Below are 17237 nucleotides of genomic sequence, written 5' to 3'. Positions count from 1 at the left end.
GACTTGTCCACTTAAAGAGTCATTGCATAACCCCTGCTTAAATTGATAACGGGACTTCAAAAAAAAATTAGTGGAGATTATGATAAAATCCAATAAAATTAATGTTGACTAAAGTTAGTAGAGTGATATCTTTAGCAGTAGATGAGTCTGCTCTCGAATCGCGAAAAAGTGGCACACTAACCGCAGGCCTGCGAAGACCAGGTATAGCAGTTGACAGTTGACAGTTGACAGTTGAAAATTGACAGTTTTTAGACGGGCATCAAACCGTTGATGCTACAAGGGTCATGGATCTATTCATGAGCTTATTTCTGTCCTTACCAATGTTGGGGTTGCTATATCTGAAAAATTGGCAATAGGGATAACTGCGTAGTATGAGGAACCACATCTCTATGTAACGACTTCACTTTTCTTACCCTAAAAATAGGTTAAAATTTATGATTACGAGTTCAGTATTTTATTTTTACATTGGGTACTGAGGACTTGATTTTTTACCAGAAAGAATTGGTTTAAAGCCGGAACCCTTCTAGGGAGAAATTAAAAGAAGAATATTCATTACTCCAATCCTCTTCCTTCCATATAGAGGTCGCTATCAACTGTCAACTGTCAACTGTTAACTGAATACTCCCCTTCAAAAATGACCACACAAAAAACTTTAGTGCCTGAATTTGAATTGTATACAATACAAGAAGAAGTATTGACACAGGTCTCGAAAATATTTACCGCTACCCTATTTAAAATAGGTGAAAATCCTGTATCCTTGCAGTCCCTGGTGGAACTGATTGTATTGTTTATGGCTATCCTTGTGATAGCACGATTTTTTACAAACTTTCTCAAGGAACGCTTGTTAGTCAGACTAGGAATTGACGAGGGAAATCGGGAAGCAATCGCAGTAATTATTGGGTATTTAATAGTAGCTTTGGGTGTGATAGTCGCCATCCAAAGCATCGGATTCAACCTCGCTTCTTTTGCAGTAGTTGCGGGGGGATTGGGAGTCGGAATTGGCTTCGGAATCCAAGATTTAACAACTAATTTCGTCAGTGGCTTAACGCTGCTTTTAGACAGGCCTGTGAAAGTCGGAGACTTTGTGGAATTAGAAGGATTAATGGGAATAGTCAAAAAAATCTCGATTCGATCGACCATCATCCAAACCACTGAGGACTCCAGCGTCATAGTTCCCAACAGCAAAATGATTAGCAACAAAATTGTTAACTGGAGTTACGAAAACTCGCTACTCTGTTTGCGAGTTCCCGTAGAAGTAGCCGAGAATAGTAACCCGCTGTTAGTGACAGAAACTCTGTTAAATATTGCTTACGCAGAAGCGGGAGTTTTATACGAACCGCATCCGAAAGTATTGTTTGTCGAGTTTGGTGATGATAGTTTTAAATTTGAACTTTTAGTTTGGACGGACAGGCCGACTGAAAGAGAAGTAATTAAAAGTTCTTTGAATTTTGCAATTGAATACAATTTCCGCCAGCAAAAAATCGAATTTCCGTTCAATGACAGAGAAATTTATTTGCAAAACCCCGAAGTTCTGTTATCAATCTTAAACAAAAAAGAAACTGCAATTGACCTCCCGAACAGTTACTATAAAAATGAGCAAAAACAGCCAATTTTTCCAGAGAAACTGCAAAAACCATCGTCCCTTAGCTGTTTGCTGCGAGAGGTGGAATACTTTGAAAATCTGACTGATCTTGAATTGCGGCAATTGATTGAAGTTGGATACCGCAAACGGCTGCGATCGCAAGAATATTTGTTTCACGAAAACGACCCCGGAGATGCTTTTTACATGATTCTTTCAGGTTCAGTAGAAGTTTTTGTAGAAGCTATTGACAAACATCTGAATAACCTCGGTACTGGTCAGTTTTTAGGGGAACTTTCTTTGATGTTGGGAATTCCCAGAACTGCTTCGGTAAGAGCTTTGGAAGAAACAATTTTGTTTGCCATAAATAAAGAAGGTTTCCAAAAAGTTTTAACTGAACGACCGGATTTATCTGAACAGATTATTAAAGAAATAGTCAAACACAAAGAAGAACTCAGCGAGAGACAGCAATTATTGCGAGAAATGGAATTGGTAGATGCAGCAGAAGAGGATGAAAATCCGGTAGAATGGGTAAGAAAACGGCTAAAAGATCTATTTAGTGTTTGAAATAATTTCTGATGACGCGATTTATTCACGATCTCTTTGCCAAAGAATACCTGGAGGAATTTCTCTCGCCGATCGGAACTGTCGATATCGGCAAAGATGTGAGTTCCGAAGTCCGAGAAATTGATGTTTATTTCACTCCCGGCACTGCCATACCTGAATACTCAGAAACCCTGGGATTGTTGGGAAAGATGGCAAGCACAACTGCAATTTTTGAACCGTTTCGCAATCCGGCAAACGTCAGCGAAATTTGTAGCTGTCTGGGCAAGTTATTCGACGTGCGAGGTGAGTTGGAGCGAAAATTCAGGAGAGAAAATACTCGCTATGATGATACTCAGTTACCCAAACTGTGGATTTTGATGCCCACAGCATCGAAATCATTGGTAGATAGCTTTAATGCGATACCAGACACAGAGAATTGGATGCAGGGAATTTATTTTTTGGGTGAATCTTTGCGAACTGCAATTGTGGCGATTCACCAATTGCCAGAAACTCCCGAAACCCTGTGGTTGAGGATTTTGGGCAAAGGGGGAGTGCAGCAAAGGGCTATTTCCCAATTAAGCGCTTTAGCCACAGACGATCCGTTGCGGATTATCGCGCTAGAATTGCTGTATCGGTTACAGTCAAATTTAGTAACCGATGCGCCACAACAATTAGAGCCAGACGAGCGGGAGTTAATTATGGCCATTGCACCACTTTTTCAACAACAAATACAAGCAGCACAGCAACAAGCTAGAGAAGAAGGACTAGAACAGGGACTAGAAGAAGGACTAGAACAAGGGCTAGAACAAGGACTAGAACGAGGCAGACAAGAACAACAGCGCTTAATCTTAGAAAACTTCCTGCGAGTTAGATTTGGAGAAGTAAGTCCAAAAATGACAGTTTTTCTATCTGCAATATCCAAGTTGGCGGCGGCGGAATTTACAGTTTTGTTGCTAGCAATCTCGATGCTGACAGTTGATGATGCAGGGCGGGAATCTGCGGTTAAATTGTTGGTGGAAAGTGTCTTGCAAGTACGATCGCCCGAATTGGGCGATCTTCTACCAGCAGCCGTCAATAATTTATTGGCATTGCCTCTGGCAGAATTGACATTGCTTGTAGAACAACTGCCCCAACTATCGGCTGATGAATTGAGGGAACGGTTAGGTAAAACACCTGACTAAAACCTGCGATCGCAGCCATCAAGGGCGATCGCAGCCATCAAGGGCGATCGCCCTTTATAGCATTTCCATAATTCTTCAATCAAATTCCTCGCTGCTGCCGATCGCATCGTTAACATGGAAGATGGAAAATTAGCCTAATTTTTAACTTCCCACAACTTCCCACAGAATAGACATCACCCATAACTCCCCCAATCTCAACTTATAGCTATCTCCAAAAACTCTTGTGGGGTAGGCATCCTGCCTGCCATTTACAGGCTTTTCACTGCGATGACTAATTGCTAACAACCAATCCTGGGCGGTAAATCCCTAAATTTTGCAGGTACATTTTTTCCAGTTTGGGTATCGACGAGTCCACTGAACCGCCAAAACGACGAAAAGAAGGCCAGATGTAGGCGAGTTTTCTGATGGCTGGCTCCAATCTACCCGCTTCTATATCTTCTAAAGCACCTTTTTCTCGGATCAACTCTACAGCTACAAAGTCTTGATTTTGAGGGCTGAAATCGGTGATGCTAAATTTTTTAGCAAATCTATCCCAAGTTGTGCTGAGAAACTGATACCGCCCCGCAGCGTCGGAACACAGCTTTTTGCCGTAGCGGCGGCCGCATCTCATTTCTCTGGGATGGTCGCTGAAACTGTCAAATTTGGTGCCGGTGTACTGGGTATGGTAGCCCTCGGAACCAGCAGTGCCTTCGGCTGTGGCAATGGTGTCGAGAAATGCTTTTACTCGATCGCGCTCAATGTTATCCTCTCCTTTGTCTGGTGAGTCGCCAGTTGGAACTTTCGGCAAGGCTTGGGGCGAAGTCCGAGAGCTTTCTGACGAGACAGTCACGCCTTTCGGAGGCGGCGAGATTTCTGCCGAGACAGTTTGTCCCCATAGTTTCGGGCTCATTCTACCCAAAAAAAAGCACGAACAAATGCACAAACTCCACCCCAGCCTCAAACGGAGGCGTTTGGAATGCTGGCTGCGCTGTCGCATCGGCCACCCGTGCAGGGGAATGGCTGCGGGTAAGATTCCTGTTTGCTGGCCGAAGGCGAACAGCGATTTCAAGGCTAGCAAGGTTTGTTTGTAGAAACGAGGTGGAAGTTTGCGAGCCCTCATCGCTGTGGCGAAAGTCTGGACATCTGTCAGAGTCACTTCTGCGAGCGGTTTTTCTACAAACCGCTGAAAACTGTTAGCCGTCTGCCAACTAAAACTCTTGCTGCGAGGGGATTTGCGATCGACCCACAGGCGAATTAGCTCGATGTCTGAAATGGGTTGCAGATAGCTTCCCAGATGTTCTGGTGCGTACAAGAGTACCTCCTGATATCACTTCTAGTTGAAGATTCCCAGTTAGAACGGATGATAGGAACAGGGATCGAGGGAAACTGGCTTCAACCATACTAAGTGATACTACTAAGCGCTCACGGGGTCAAGTTTCATCGCCGCTTTTTCGAGCAGTTGAGTGTAAAGTTGACCTAGTTGGGAGGCTACACCGTCCCAACTGAAATAGGTTTGGACGCGCACTCGGCCTGCTTGTCCGAGTTGCTGGCGCCATACTGAGTCAACTAACAGCCGATCGATCGCACTTGCAAACAGCGCTTCATTTTTCGGTGGCGCCAGTAAGCCGGTTTGTCGCGGCACTACGGTATATTTCAGCCCTCCCACGTCGGAGACGACTACGGGCGTGCGGCAGGCCATCGCTTCAATGGCGACTAAACCGAAGGGTTCGTAATGGCTGGGAATGACGCAGACATCGGCGGCGGCGTAGTAGGCGGGGAGAATGTCTCGACTCAAGCCACCGGGAAAACTGGTAATGTCGCTTAAGCCTAATTCTTGAACTATGCTGCCGATCCGATCGCGCTCTTTACCGTCGCATTCGCCCTCACGCCAGCCGCCACCGATAATTAGTTTTAAATCGCCTTTGCCTCGCAGCGCTGACAGACTGACGGCGCGGACTAAGGTTTCGATGCCTTTGCGGTGGTCAAAACGGCCGACGTACAGCACGACTTTGGTTTCCGGTGCTATTCCCAACTGCTGGCGGGCGGCCGATCGCCCGATCGACCCAAACCGCTCAATCTCGGTACCGCAGGGAATGATCTCAATATTGCCTTTTGAGGACACCAGAGACCTCATGTGTTCTCTTTCTTGGGGACTGGTAGCCACTACGCGATCGGCTGTTTCCAGAAGTGTTTTTTCCACTTGCAGCCTGGTTTTGGCAATCATCGGAATTGTCGTAACCGACTTATATTTAACTGCTGCCAAAGAATGATAAGTGTGAACTTGTCGCAGGGGTTGGGATTTTTTCAACTCCATTCCCACCCAAGAAGACAGCCAGTAATTCGTGTGAACTAAGGGATATTGAAAGCCTGACTCTAACTGAAACTTCTGAAATTCGTGAACAAAAATCGGCAAATATCCGAAAAGTTCGTCGCGGGGAATAAATTCTTGTGGCCCTGCTACTAGCCGAATTGTCCGGCAATTGCGACTGTGCTGTACAATCCTTGCTTGTTGGCGATCGGACGATCGGGTGAACATATCAACTTGCCACCCCTGTTTCGCCAGAGCTTCTCCTACTTGACGCACGTAAACATTTTGCCCGCCCGCTTCTTCTTTGCCAATTTCCACAGCCGGATCGCCGTGTACCGAGATCAGGGCGATGCGTTTTTTTGTTAATGAAATCATGATTATTTACCAAAATTTTAAAAAAACTTGCAGATTGAAAGTGCTCTTTTGGCTACTACGTGAGGATTGCAAGGTTAAATCTAATTTTAATTAAAATCAAAATAGGCGATCGATAAATCATCCTTCAGGGATAACTTTCCGGGGGGAAATTGACAGCCGACTTCCTTCTGCTGACAGATACGTGCAACAGATCCAACTCTAGATAATCTAAATAGAAATGAACAAGGGTAAACTAAATTTCCCTGATTCGCGCCGGTGTCAAACTCGAACCTGCTTTCAGCTTGCTGTTCGAGGTGCTTCCGTCAGTCGAAGGTAGAATTGTTACCTTTCGGGAGAAATAGTTTGAGATGTAGAGAAATCAGAAGTAAATCTTCCTAAAGATAGAACTTTACAGGGCGATCGAAAAGAAAGCTAAATTACATTCAAAATTTTTCTTTCCTTGCGCCTTCTGGCTTATGTGTTACTGCATCTTTTTAATGTTAAGAATTGTTCCGATGTTTGCGCCTGGAGGATTCCTCATTTTCGTGCATGGTATTATTTCGCGAACTTCGCATTTTGGAGCCGTATCGATTAGCCCAAACTTGCGTAAACTCGGCGCCTAAGAAGAGAATTTGAGCGGAATAATTAATCCAAAGCAGGATAATCACGAACGATCCCGCAGCACCGTAGGTAGAGGCAATACCGCTACCTCCCAGGTAAATTCCAATTAGGGATTTGCCGATCGTAAACAGCACTGAAGTGATGGCGGCGCCGATCCACACATCATTCCAAGCAAGATCGACATCGGGCAAAAGTTTGTAAATCAAGGCAAACAGCAGCGTAACTACACCAAAGGAGATAGCAAAGTCCACAATCTGCCAAATACCGACTGGCAACTGTAGCAAGCCGTTCAACCAATAACTGACTGCTGCTAAAACGGCGCTAATTACTAAAGATACTAGCAGTAAAAAGCCTATGCCCAAAATCATTGCAAAAGACAATACGCGGTCTTGCAAAAAGCCCCAGATGCCACGTCCGGGAGGCGGTGAAACATTCCAAATAGTATTGAGGGCTTCTTTAAGATTAGTAAATACGTTGGAAGCGCCCCACAAAAGTGTAGCGACGCCGACTAAAGTAGCAATCATTCCCGACTTGGGTTCGGAGGCTTTGAGGATCAATTCTTGGACGGTTTGGGCGCCATCTTTGCCGATTAGACTTTGGAGTTGGGTGACGATTTGACCTTGGGCTGCGTCTGCACCAAAGACTAAACCCGCGATCGCAATTACGATAATTAGCAGCGGAGCGAGGGAGAAGACTGTGTAATAGGCTAGGGCGGCGGCTAGGGTGGGTGCTTTATCTTTTTGCCATTGAGTAAAAGTTTCTTTGAGCAGCGATATGACTGTCTTTAAGTTCACGACCTTTGGTTTCCTTATACTTATGCTTTACCAAGGGATTATAATAGTTTAGGAGTTTTTCAGCCTCAGCCACAAGATAGATTTATCGATTAGCAAACTCAGAAAATTACTATGATGTCAGATTCCAACACAACTGTTAACAGCACCGATGTACAAGTGTCAAAAAAATCAGTGTCCTGGGCAAAACTGAGCACATTAGTAGCGGTGGCAAACTTCTTGCTGGTGATTTTTCATTTCAGTTACCTTCAGTTGCGCCCTATTTATCAGAGCTATTTGCCGGGTATAGTTAAAATTTACGACCCGATTAAAGGTATTAATTCTAGTTTGCCAAATCCCGAATCTTTGCCAAATGCTGACCAGTTTTGGCGAATTGATGCGTGGTTTATCGCCTTTTTTTGGGCGGAATTTTTGATTAAAAGTCTGTTCCACACCCGCCGCAAACCGGGGGTAAGTTGGTCTAATTTTGTGCTGAGGCGCTGGTACGAGGTGTTTCTGTTGATTCCGATTTGGTACGGGTGGCGGATTCTGCCTGTGTTGGTGCGCCTCCACAAGTCGGGTTTGGTGAATCTCGATCGCGCCATTGCTCAAATTACCTACGAACCGGTGGCTTATTTAGCCGATACGATGTCGGAATACATGATGGTGCGGTTTATCAATCAAGCTCAAAGTTCGATCGAACAAGGCGACGCAGCGCGGGTACTGCTGGAACCGCAGCAGACCTACCTTCACGTCAATCAGGAAAATACGATCGAACAAATTACCAACCGGATTTTGGAGCTGACAATTTATAAAGTTTTGCCGCAGGTGCAACCGGGTTTGGAAGAATTGCTGCACCACAATCTGGAAACAACCATCAAACAATCGGATTTTTATCAACTCCTGCAAACTTTCTCGCCGATTAATATTCTGCCTAAGGAAATGACCGAACAGCTAGCGAATTATTTAGCTCAAACTGCGGTTGATGTGGTAGCAACTACTTACGAAGATGATAAAGGGCGAAAAATTATTGATAATTTCAGCCAAGAATTCAATCAAAGTTTGCGGCGGGAATTGCAAGATGAAAAAACTCTCGGGGAATTGCAGTCGCTGCTGTCGGATTTGTTAGAAGAAGTGAAGTTGAATTACATTCAAGGCGGGTTGAAGTCCGATCCGGAGGAGACTTTTACGGAAATTGATTCGCTGCGGGAGGTAACGGAGAGTTGAGACAGCAATTAGTTCTGGTTTTGTGAATTGGATTGTTTTTTTTAGGAACCGCCAAGGAGAACAGGCGTCCCGTCTGTTCCACTCAGCTAGATAAGGTGACGCGCATCTAATTTTAACAATTCTGTTGCTTAAAACTCCTGTGGGATGGACTTCTAGTCCGTCCATAAAAATAATTTTTCATGCAGAATAGCTTAAGAGAAGACAAAGAGTTCATAACTTGTACGGTAAGGTGCGCATTGCGCACCCTACGAATACGGGTAGTGCGGATATCCGATATGTGAGGCAGTCAATCTATCTGAATCGACAGCTAAAATAAACGTATTAGTCAAAAATATCTATCGTATTATTTATCTATTTTGAACAACCTTGCTTGCCTGGAAATAGAAGTCGCCCAAACACTGCTGAGATTAGCAATGTTACTGGGCTTAACACTTTTAATCGCGTTTTTTGTGGCGGCAGAATTAGCATTAGTATCAGCCGATCGCCATCAAATCCGCCAACTTGCTCACTTGCGCGATCGCCCAACCGCCCAAACCGCCGAACTCGTCCACCAAGCGCAGAAGAACATACCGCATTACCTGTCGGTGACTCAAACAGGCACAACGGCAGGGAGCTTGCTGTTGGGTTGGTTGGGCGAGAGTGCGACTGTACACTGGATCGAGCCGTGGATCGACAAATTGCCGATCGGTCATTTACCCGCCATGTTGAGCGCTCATTCGATCGCAATTCCCGCAGCATTTATCTTAGTAACTTACGTCGAGATAGTATTAGGAGAACTCATCCCCAAAGTATTAGCAACCCACGCCCCAGAACGCACCGCTTTGCTGCTAATGCCCGCCCTAGAAATCTGCTCAAAAATACTGTGGCCGCTGCTAGCAATTCTCAACGGTACTGTGCGGCTGCTGACAGATGGGATTACCAGTAAAAAGTCCGAACCGCTGCTGTCACCTTCCGAAGCAACAATCGTGGAAAAAGATGCTCATTCAGCACTAATTTCAGGCGTCTGGGAAGTAACAGCAGTTAACGAAAAACTCGGATTAAACCTGCCGACCAACCAAGCTTACCAAACAATCGCCGGATTTGTGATACACACTTTGGGTAAAATGCCCGCTCAGGGCGATCGATTCTTGTGGGGCGAATTAGAAATAGAAGCAGCAAACGTAATAGAAGGCAGCTTAGAAACAGTCCTCCTGCGCCAAGTAACACGCCCCTTATTTGAGCCACAACATCCAGAACTCGTCTTGAATTGAATAGACTTGAATTGCAAAAATAACTAGGACGGGCTAGAAGCCCATCCCACAAGAAAAAAACATTGTGGGGTGGGCTTCTAGCCCGCCCGAAATTTTAATTAACCTGAGATTTGAGACTAATAACTAATCCCAAATCTCAAAAAGTGCGACCTCAATCACCCAACAGCCACCTTAACCAGACCCCCAACAAACTGCTCATAATCCTCAAACAACCACTCAGGCAAACAACTATTCGCATCCTGAACTTGCAACTGCCCAGCACGACAAAACAGCATCGCCGCCAACAAATTATGTACAGCCTTAGGCGTTCCAAACCCCTTACTCAACTCAGCAACCAACGAATTAAAAAACGCGCGTTCACTCTCAGTCAGAGGCTCATTAATAAACCCGCTGCCGAGCATTGCTTTGTAACCCTTGCCAAAATCACTCCGATACAAAAGTTCCACTTGCTCGGCAGAAAGACTCAGCCAGAAATCAGCAATTTGCTTGCGAATTTGGCGCAAATCTGCTATTACCATTTCCGCTGTCGGATCAATTTCATAAAGATTGACGGCAGCAGTTAATTGATTGAGAAACTGCGGTAAATAATCTTGGTTGACAATGGTTTTTTCTGTTGCCGGAAATGCACTCTCAAACACCTTTTCGTAATCCTCAACCAACCACTGCGGCAAGCGGGTGCGAGCGTCAGGAACCCGCATTTTTCCAGGAAAAAAATACAACATTCCACCCAGCAAAGCATTGATAGCTTGAGGATGCACTAACCCTTTGCTAGTTTCGGTCAATTGCTGCAAAAACTTCTGTTCGGCTTCAGTCATTGATTCTGCTTGCAAGCCGCAGCTAAGTATTGCTTGATATCCTTTGCGAACTTCGCCTCGGTAAAAAGTTTCGAGTTTGTCTGAAGGGACATTCTGCCAAAAATCAGCCAGTTGTTTGCGGATTTGGCGGAGTTCCAAAACTACCGATTCGTCAGACGAATCAATGCGGTAAAGATTGACGCATCCTAACAGTTGATTCGCAAATTGTGGGGATTGAATGTATTGAGCTAGCAAGTCAGAACTTGAATCAGACTTGACGGCGGATTCAGTCTCAAAAACTTGTTCATAATCCCCAATTAACCAGTGTGGCAAGCGGTTGCGAGCGTCGGGAATGCGCATGGTTCCCGGTGGGAAATACAGCATCGCCGCCAGCAAGGCATTGACAGCTTTGGGATGCACTAATCCTTTGCTAATCTGCGTTAATTGCTGCAAAATTATTTGTTCGCTTTCCATCATGGCTTGATGTTGAAAGCCGCTAGTCAGCAGAATTTGATAGCTTTTACCGGGCGCACTTTTGTAGGTTGCTTCCAGATTTTCGGCGGGAATGTTCAGCCAAAAATCAGCGATTTGTTTGCGGATTTGACGCAGTTCGGATATTGCTGAGATGTTTGATGAGTTTCTTTGGTAAAGCTGGACGTTATTTGAGAGAATCTCGCTCAAATCTGGCTGCTTGGGAATGCTAGCCTGCAAGCTGCGCGAGGCTTCTAGGTGGCTGCTTTGCCAGTTGCTAAAGAGTTTTTGGAATAATTTTGCGATCGCCCCTGAATATGCAACACTGTCAAAACAGGGGGGATTGGCTTGCATTTTTTGCTGAATTTCCTGCCGTTTTTGCTGGCGCAGTTGTGGGTTAGTGCCGAGGGTAACGGCTAGCTGAATGTAGGATGCTTCGTCATGGGCGATTAAATCTGGCATCAAGAGCGATCGTACCACAGCCGCTCCCATGCGCGATCGTAAAGTATCACCATCCCTGACCACAGTTGGCAATCCCACCTCCAGCGGATCAACCAGAGAAGTAGTCCCCGCATAGGGGTAAGAATCCAAATAAACATCAGCCAACTTCAAAACTTCCTTAACATCCGCACGGTTAGGAAAAGCCTTCAATACCCGCAAACGCTTACTATCAACCCCATACTTAGCAAAAACCCCTTGCATATTATTCACAAAAGCCGCCCCTGGATAATAATTAGTCCAGCTAGGGCCAAAAGGCATTAAAAACAGAACAGAATTAGGAACAGCAGCTAGAATTTTTGCCCAAGTTTCCCTTAACTCCGGCACCAACTTATACAAATTCGCACTCGAAATAAACACAACCGATTCCTCAGAAATGCCAAGGCTATGTCTGTTGAGTTGAATATTAGGAGTATAAGGTTCCAGAGTATAGCTAAAACAGCAGCCCAGCCCATCAACAGTTACTAATTCCTCCCGATAATGCGCGCGTCCCTCAATTACAGGCTCCATCAACTTACCAGCAATATAATAGTCAATGTGGCGCATTCCCGTAGTCACAGGAGAATTAAAACAAGTAGTTTGTACCCGCGCCAATCGATGCAGTGCTAATAAACTAATCGGATGAGTGACAGCAGTAATATTGGTAGCAATCAGCAGAATATCTAAATCATCAGCGCGGATTGTCTGAACTTGACCTGGCAAGTCATTCGACAGTTGCACCAGTCTGTCAGCGCGACTCTGGCAATACTGTTCTAGTTTATTGCCATCCAGATTTAGAGCGTACAAAATAATCTCAAACTGTTCTCGGTTGAGATATTCAAAAGCAGGCAAAGTGGCGAAAGTTTCCGTCATCGCCCCAAAATGTTTAGTCAGAACACCGACCCGAATTTTCTGTCTGTTTGCAGGCCTTGCCGGAAAAATGCAATCAATGGCAGCCCCGCGATTTTTCATCGCAAATTCAATAATATCTGCCCGCTTCGTGTAGATATCTTTGAGATTTTCACTATTGAAGTATAGAGGGATAAAGTTAGCACTTTGAGTAAAAAACCAGGCAATTTCCTGCCAAACTTGTGAATTTTGGTTTTGGAATATATTGCGGTGTACGTAACTAACCCATCCCTGCACGTAGTGGCAATAATTGTCAGCCTCTCCTAGTTCTTGAAATAGCGTCGGCGCCGCAAACATAAATTTGAGATAGTCGTTGACAAACCAATTGGGTATAGCTGCGTTTTCATACTTCAGCAACAACTGGTCAGCCCGACGGTAAAGAGCGGCTGCTAGTAAGTAGTTAACATCTTTGAGAGTTTTAATTCCCTGGGATATATGTGCTGCTAGTTGAGCTATCAAACTCTGTTCGGCATCTGTTAGTGCTTCATATTTGATAGTGCTGTTGAGCAGCATTTGATGTGCCTTACCTGCATCGCCGGAGTAGGCAGTTTCTAGTTTTTCTGCGGGTAGATTCACCAAATAATCGGCAAGTTGTCGGCGGCAGTCGCGGATGTTAGCCAAAGCAACTTGATTAGTTTGGTCTTTTTGGTAATCTCCCAAGTATTGAGGAAGGGAAGCTAAGAATTGTTCTGGTTTAATAACTTGAGCTAATTCATCAGCAATCAAGTTGCCGTGTTGCTGCAAAATTTGTTCTGACCAACGAACTTCTTCGGGTTTATAAAGTTGAGAGTGCAGGCGAACAATTGTAGCTCTCATCAAGTCTAATTTTGGGCGTTCTCCCGCCATCCTTTGGGTTCTGCTAGAGCCGTCGCCATGTTGCCTATAGTATAGGTAAGGCTGAGGTAAACGATAGCCTAACCAGCCTTTTTCATAGGCAGAAATCCAAAATTCCCAGTCTTCGCATCCCAGCTTCATCACTTTTTTCAAGCCGCCTACTTGCTCGTAAATTTCTTTTCTAAATAAGGAAGTAGCGGGGGCTTGATTGTCTCTCAAAAATTTATTGGGTTCAAAGTCGCCGTGGTTGACTAAATCGCAGTTTGCCCCGAAGTGCTGCACATCTGTATAGACAAAGCCCACATTCGGTTTTGCTGATAAAACTTCAACGCACTCCTCTATAAATTTGGGATGAATTTTATCATCAGCATCTAGGAATAAAATCAATTTTCCTGACGATTGCTGCACGCCAACATTTCTCGAATCAGCGGGCCCCGTGTTGGGTTTATCGATCAGGCGCAGCGCTTTTTGAGGATACAATTGAATTAAATAGTTTGCGAAGTTGCTGGTATCATCGGTGCTACCGTCGTTGACAATTATGCACTCCCAATTTTTATAGGTTTGATTGACAACGCTTTCTACAGCTTCTCTGAGTAGACTTGCGTGGTTGTAGCAGGGGATAATGATGCTGACGAGTGCTGGTTCGGACGTGCGGTAGGGCATGGCGTTTAGCTGTGACGGAGAGATGGCAACGGGGACGGTAGTGGCGGGTTTGATACCTCGGCGGATGATGCCGTATTCATCCCATATCTTAAGTGTTTCTTGTTGCGATCGCCCTGAACCATATTCTAAACCTTGTTCGTTGTGGTAGTAAAGCCCGATCGCTTCCGGGATGCGGCACATATTTTCTGTTTTGCCAATCCGCAGCCAAAATTCGTAATCGCCAGCCGCAGTCAATTCTGCTCGGAAATAGCCATGTTTTTCATGCAGAGATTTTCTCCACATCGGCTGAGAACCCGTAATGCAGCGCTTTTCCAGTTCCCCATAGGAAAATTCCGGCCAATTCCACCGCGTTTTAGATTGCGTCGCCGCCCAAGTATCATTAACAAAATTTGTAATTAATTGATCTCCGTAAACCAGGGCAGTTTCTGGTTGCGATTCCAAATAATTAGCCATGATTTCCAATGCGTCGGGGCGGTGTCTGTCGTCGGCGTTAGCATTAGTAATGTATCGCCCTCTCGACATTTGGATGCCTCTATTCCAAGCCGCATAAATCGTTTCTCGCTCTGGTATCCGGCAGTAAATTATGTTAGGATATTTTCCTTGAAACTCCCGAACTACTGCTCCTTCATTCTGTTGGGAATTGCTGTCAATGACAATGATTTCCAGTGCGCCTTTTTGGTACAGGGTTTGGTTTATCAGGTCTTCCAGACATCCGCGAATAAAGTTTTCTGAGTTGTAAGTAGAAACTATGGCGGATACTTTTAATGAATCTGAAACTTGAGCAGTGACATCTTTTGTTTCATATTGAATTTTTGGCGTCTGTTTGTCAATTAAAGTCATAAATTGAACTGCAACATTCGTCAGTTCGCTTTGCAAACGGCTATTGTCGTTCGCCAACAGTTGTTCAAATTGGCGCGACAAATTTAGATCGAAAAACTGCGTGAAGTGAATTCCTTTTGTTTGCCAAAAGTTGTTGATGTAATTGACCTGATGTTTGATATGATAGGCAACTGGACTAGCAAGATATTTCAGATTGAGATTTTTCTGATGAGCGGTAAGCGGTATCCACAAATCCCACCAGGGAAGACCTAAACTAAATTGGGAAGTGGGAAACTGTTCTAACAGTTGTTTGTCAAAGAAGAAGAAATCAAATCCCTGAGCGTAAACTTTCCCCTCTGTGTTTTCAGATGTCTCGACATCGACTCGCGAACCGAAAACTATGGAATTTTCCGCTTCTTTGCAGATTAAGGCGAGAAAATCGTCACCAGCTTTCAGGCGGATGTCTGAGTTGACTATGCCGCAGATTTTTGTAGGGCGATCGCGCAAATATGCAAACATATCATCAAGATACACTAGCGGTCTTCCCGCCTCGACCCGTGCATCGCGATTGACAGCCTGAAAAGTAACATTGGGATAGATGGGCTGTAGTTGGCTAATTTCTTCGGGGCTATTGAGCGAAACAGGCGAAAATCCCAGGCTGCGCCAGCTTTCTACCGCAGCCCGCTGATTCTCAATATTTCCCGGTGCTATGCTGGTTACGATGATGGTATTGTTTATCGCACTTACAGACAAGCCACTCGAACTAAAATTACCCGCATCTTGACTCGGAAGTGGTTTTTTGACATAAAAAGCATCTCCCCAAGATGGATGGGAAGGATGGGCCATCGCTACTCGTTGAAACCCGTAGGATGAGAGGAAATCATCAATTTGATCAATTAACGCGCACCCTTCATAAAGTTCTTCGCGATTAACTTCTGTGATAATTGCGTCTATATATTTCAAAGTCTCGACAGCGCCTTGAAATGCTAAAAGTTCTGCCCCTTGAATATCAATATTAATGATATTAAAGTCAGGGGGAGTGAACTGGCTTTGTTCCATCAGCGAGTCAAGAGTTTTCGAGATGACGGTAACTTGATTTACCTCTACCATTCCGGGATAAATATCTTTATGCAGCTTCAGGGGCAGAATGCTGCTGCTCATATCGTGGGAATTAACCCGCAGATTTACTGTACCATTTTCGTTACTAACAGCGCAATTTGCCGCCCACACATTAGGAAGTCCAGCTATATTCTGTTTCAATTTTTCAAAAACAGAAGGGTTCGCCTCTACGAACAGCACTTTTGGCACGCCCATCGCTTGATATTCCTTCATTTCTTGCCCTTCGTGGGCTCCGATGTGAATCAGGCCGCGCGGGGTGATTGAGTGTTCCTGACAAAGTTTCTGTAAGTTGAGATATCCTTGTGTTGCTATCACTTCATTGCTGCTATTTTTAGCTATTCCGCTACCAGAAGTATGATGCTGATTTACCTCGAATTTAGCATAAATATCTCCCCAAAGTAAGCGGTCATTGCTAGACTCTAGGTACTTGACAAGGCGTTCCTCGGAAACCCATTCAGGAAATACTAAATTAGCTTGTTCGCCATTGGCAAAATTAAAAAGCTTATATCCGAGACTTTTCAGGTGGTTGATGCACTTTTTTGTATCGTCAATAAATTCTATGGCGAACTCAAATGATATATAAGGAATTGGTGTAGATAGTCCCTGCAATACTTGAAACTCGAAGCCTTCTACATCTATTTTACAAAAATGCGGTCGTCCCCACACTTTTATCATCTCATCTAAGGTAGTAACTTCTACGCTAACAGTTTCATTCCATTGGTAGTTAGCAAAACGTCCGGTTTGCCATTTTTTAGAAAAAGTTGATATGTAATTCGCATCATTACATACTGAAAGCTCCATAGTTCCATTTTGTTCTGCCAACCCTTTGTTAACGATTTGTATATTTTGATTATGCTGGTATTTTTGGGTCAGGATGTTGACACAATTTGGCTGTGGTTCAAAGCATATTACTTTCGCCCCAGCGGCAGCATAGACATCAGCTTTTTGCCCTATATTTGCCCCAACATCAAAAACAAGCTCTCCAGGTTGAACAAAGTTACGAATAAAATCTATTGCCATTGATGATTTAATTGCCATTGTTTTAAATTCCTTTTTTATTGCTGCAACATGAAAGTCAAAAGTCAGAGTTTAGTTGAATGATTATTCAGGAGTTTTAACCTTTTACAGGATATTTTAGAGGATGCCGAAGGTCTGTGGCTTAACTTTTTTGAGTGATTTCCTATATATAGGTAAACAGCCGATCGCGATCCTGTAACTCCAAAACTTCTTCATAGTTATAGGCCAAGTCGGCTGCCAAAACAGCACAGTCAGCGATCGCCTGTGATGCACTTGACAAAAATTACTTTATAGTGTAATCAAAAATTTACCTTTTGCG

At 44.3% G+C, this 17237-nt stretch carries 8 protein-coding genes; 4 read left to right on the top strand and 4 right to left on the bottom strand.

Annotated features, from left to right (window positions below):
- Window positions 1-634 precede the first annotated feature (634 nt).
- Together QUB66_RS11950 and QUB66_RS11945 are read left to right on the top strand one after the other, a co-directional pair.
- Window positions 635-2146 carry a mechanosensitive ion channel domain-containing protein gene (locus tag QUB66_RS11950; RefSeq protein ID WP_332967947.1) on the top strand — a complete coding sequence of 504 codons (1512 nt, stop codon included), beginning with the start codon at window positions 635-637 and terminating at the stop codon, window positions 2144-2146.
- Window positions 2147-2157: 11 nt separating this feature from the next.
- A complete protein-coding gene (locus QUB66_RS11945) occupies window positions 2158-3306 on the top strand; it encodes a flagellar assembly protein H (RefSeq protein WP_332967945.1) in 1149 nt (382 codons plus the stop codon).
- Between the two features lie 271 nt (window positions 3307-3577).
- Here the strand turns inward: QUB66_RS11945 and QUB66_RS11940 are convergent, their stop codons facing one another.
- The 3 genes from QUB66_RS11940 to QUB66_RS11930 all read right to left on the bottom strand — a co-directional run bounded on the left by QUB66_RS11940 (window position 3578) and on the right by QUB66_RS11930 (window position 7362).
- Window positions 3578-4597 carry a glycoside hydrolase family 24 protein gene (locus tag QUB66_RS11940; protein WP_265237799.1) on the bottom strand — a complete coding sequence of 340 codons (1020 nt, stop codon included), beginning with the start codon at window positions 4595-4597 and terminating at the stop codon, window positions 3578-3580.
- A 102-nt stretch (window positions 4598-4699) separates the two neighbouring features.
- Window positions 4700-5968 carry a glycosyltransferase gene (locus QUB66_RS11935; RefSeq protein WP_265237798.1) on the bottom strand — a complete coding sequence of 423 codons (1269 nt, stop codon included), beginning with the start codon at window positions 5966-5968 and terminating at the stop codon, window positions 4700-4702.
- Between the two features lie 479 nt (window positions 5969-6447).
- Complete coding sequence (locus QUB66_RS11930; RefSeq protein ID WP_332967944.1) at window positions 6448-7362, bottom strand: YihY/virulence factor BrkB family protein; 915 nt, start codon at window positions 7360-7362, stop codon at window positions 6448-6450.
- 111 nt (window positions 7363-7473) lie between these two features.
- Between QUB66_RS11930 and QUB66_RS11925 the strand changes: the two genes are divergently transcribed.
- On the top strand, window positions 7474-8565 hold the full coding sequence (locus QUB66_RS11925) for a hypothetical protein (RefSeq protein ID WP_265237794.1): 1092 nt from the start codon (window positions 7474-7476) through the stop codon (window positions 8563-8565).
- A gap of 413 nt (window positions 8566-8978) precedes the next feature.
- Window positions 8979-9815 carry a CNNM domain-containing protein gene (locus tag QUB66_RS11920; RefSeq protein ID WP_265237793.1) on the top strand — a complete coding sequence of 279 codons (837 nt, stop codon included), beginning with the start codon at window positions 8979-8981 and terminating at the stop codon, window positions 9813-9815.
- 155 nt (window positions 9816-9970) lie between these two features.
- On the opposite strand, the gene QUB66_RS11915 is transcribed toward QUB66_RS11920, so the two are convergent.
- Window positions 9971-16939: an FkbM family methyltransferase gene (locus tag QUB66_RS11915; protein ID WP_332967942.1), complete on the bottom strand. Its 6969-nt coding sequence runs from the start codon at window positions 16937-16939 to the stop codon at window positions 9971-9973.
- Window positions 16940-17237: the final 298 nt, after the last annotated feature.

The organism is Microcoleus sp. A2-C3 (assembly GCF_036706065.1).
GTDB lineage: Bacteria > Cyanobacteriota > Cyanobacteriia > Cyanobacteriales > Microcoleaceae > Microcoleus.
The sequence above is the reverse complement of the archived record's forward strand: the minus strand, read 5'-3'. Positions and strand labels throughout refer to the sequence as shown.

Bases quoted from the DNA above. Each gene is read 5' to 3' on its own strand.
- QUB66_RS11920 (WP_265237793.1), top strand. From the start codon at position 8,979: ATGTTACTGGGCTTAACACTTTTAATCGCGTTTTTTGTGGCGGCAGAA.
- QUB66_RS11935 (WP_265237798.1), bottom strand. From the start codon at position 5,968: ATGATTTCATTAACAAAAAAACGCATCGCCCTGATCTCGGTACACGGC.
- QUB66_RS11925 (WP_265237794.1), top strand. From the start codon at position 7,474: ATGATGTCAGATTCCAACACAACTGTTAACAGCACCGATGTACAAGTG.
- QUB66_RS11915 (WP_332967942.1), bottom strand. From the start codon at position 16,939: ATGGCAATTAAATCATCAATGGCAATAGATTTTATTCGTAACTTTGTT.
- QUB66_RS11950 (WP_332967947.1), top strand. From the start codon at position 635: ATGACCACACAAAAAACTTTAGTGCCTGAATTTGAATTGTATACAATA.
- QUB66_RS11945 (WP_332967945.1), top strand. From the start codon at position 2,158: ATGACGCGATTTATTCACGATCTCTTTGCCAAAGAATACCTGGAGGAA.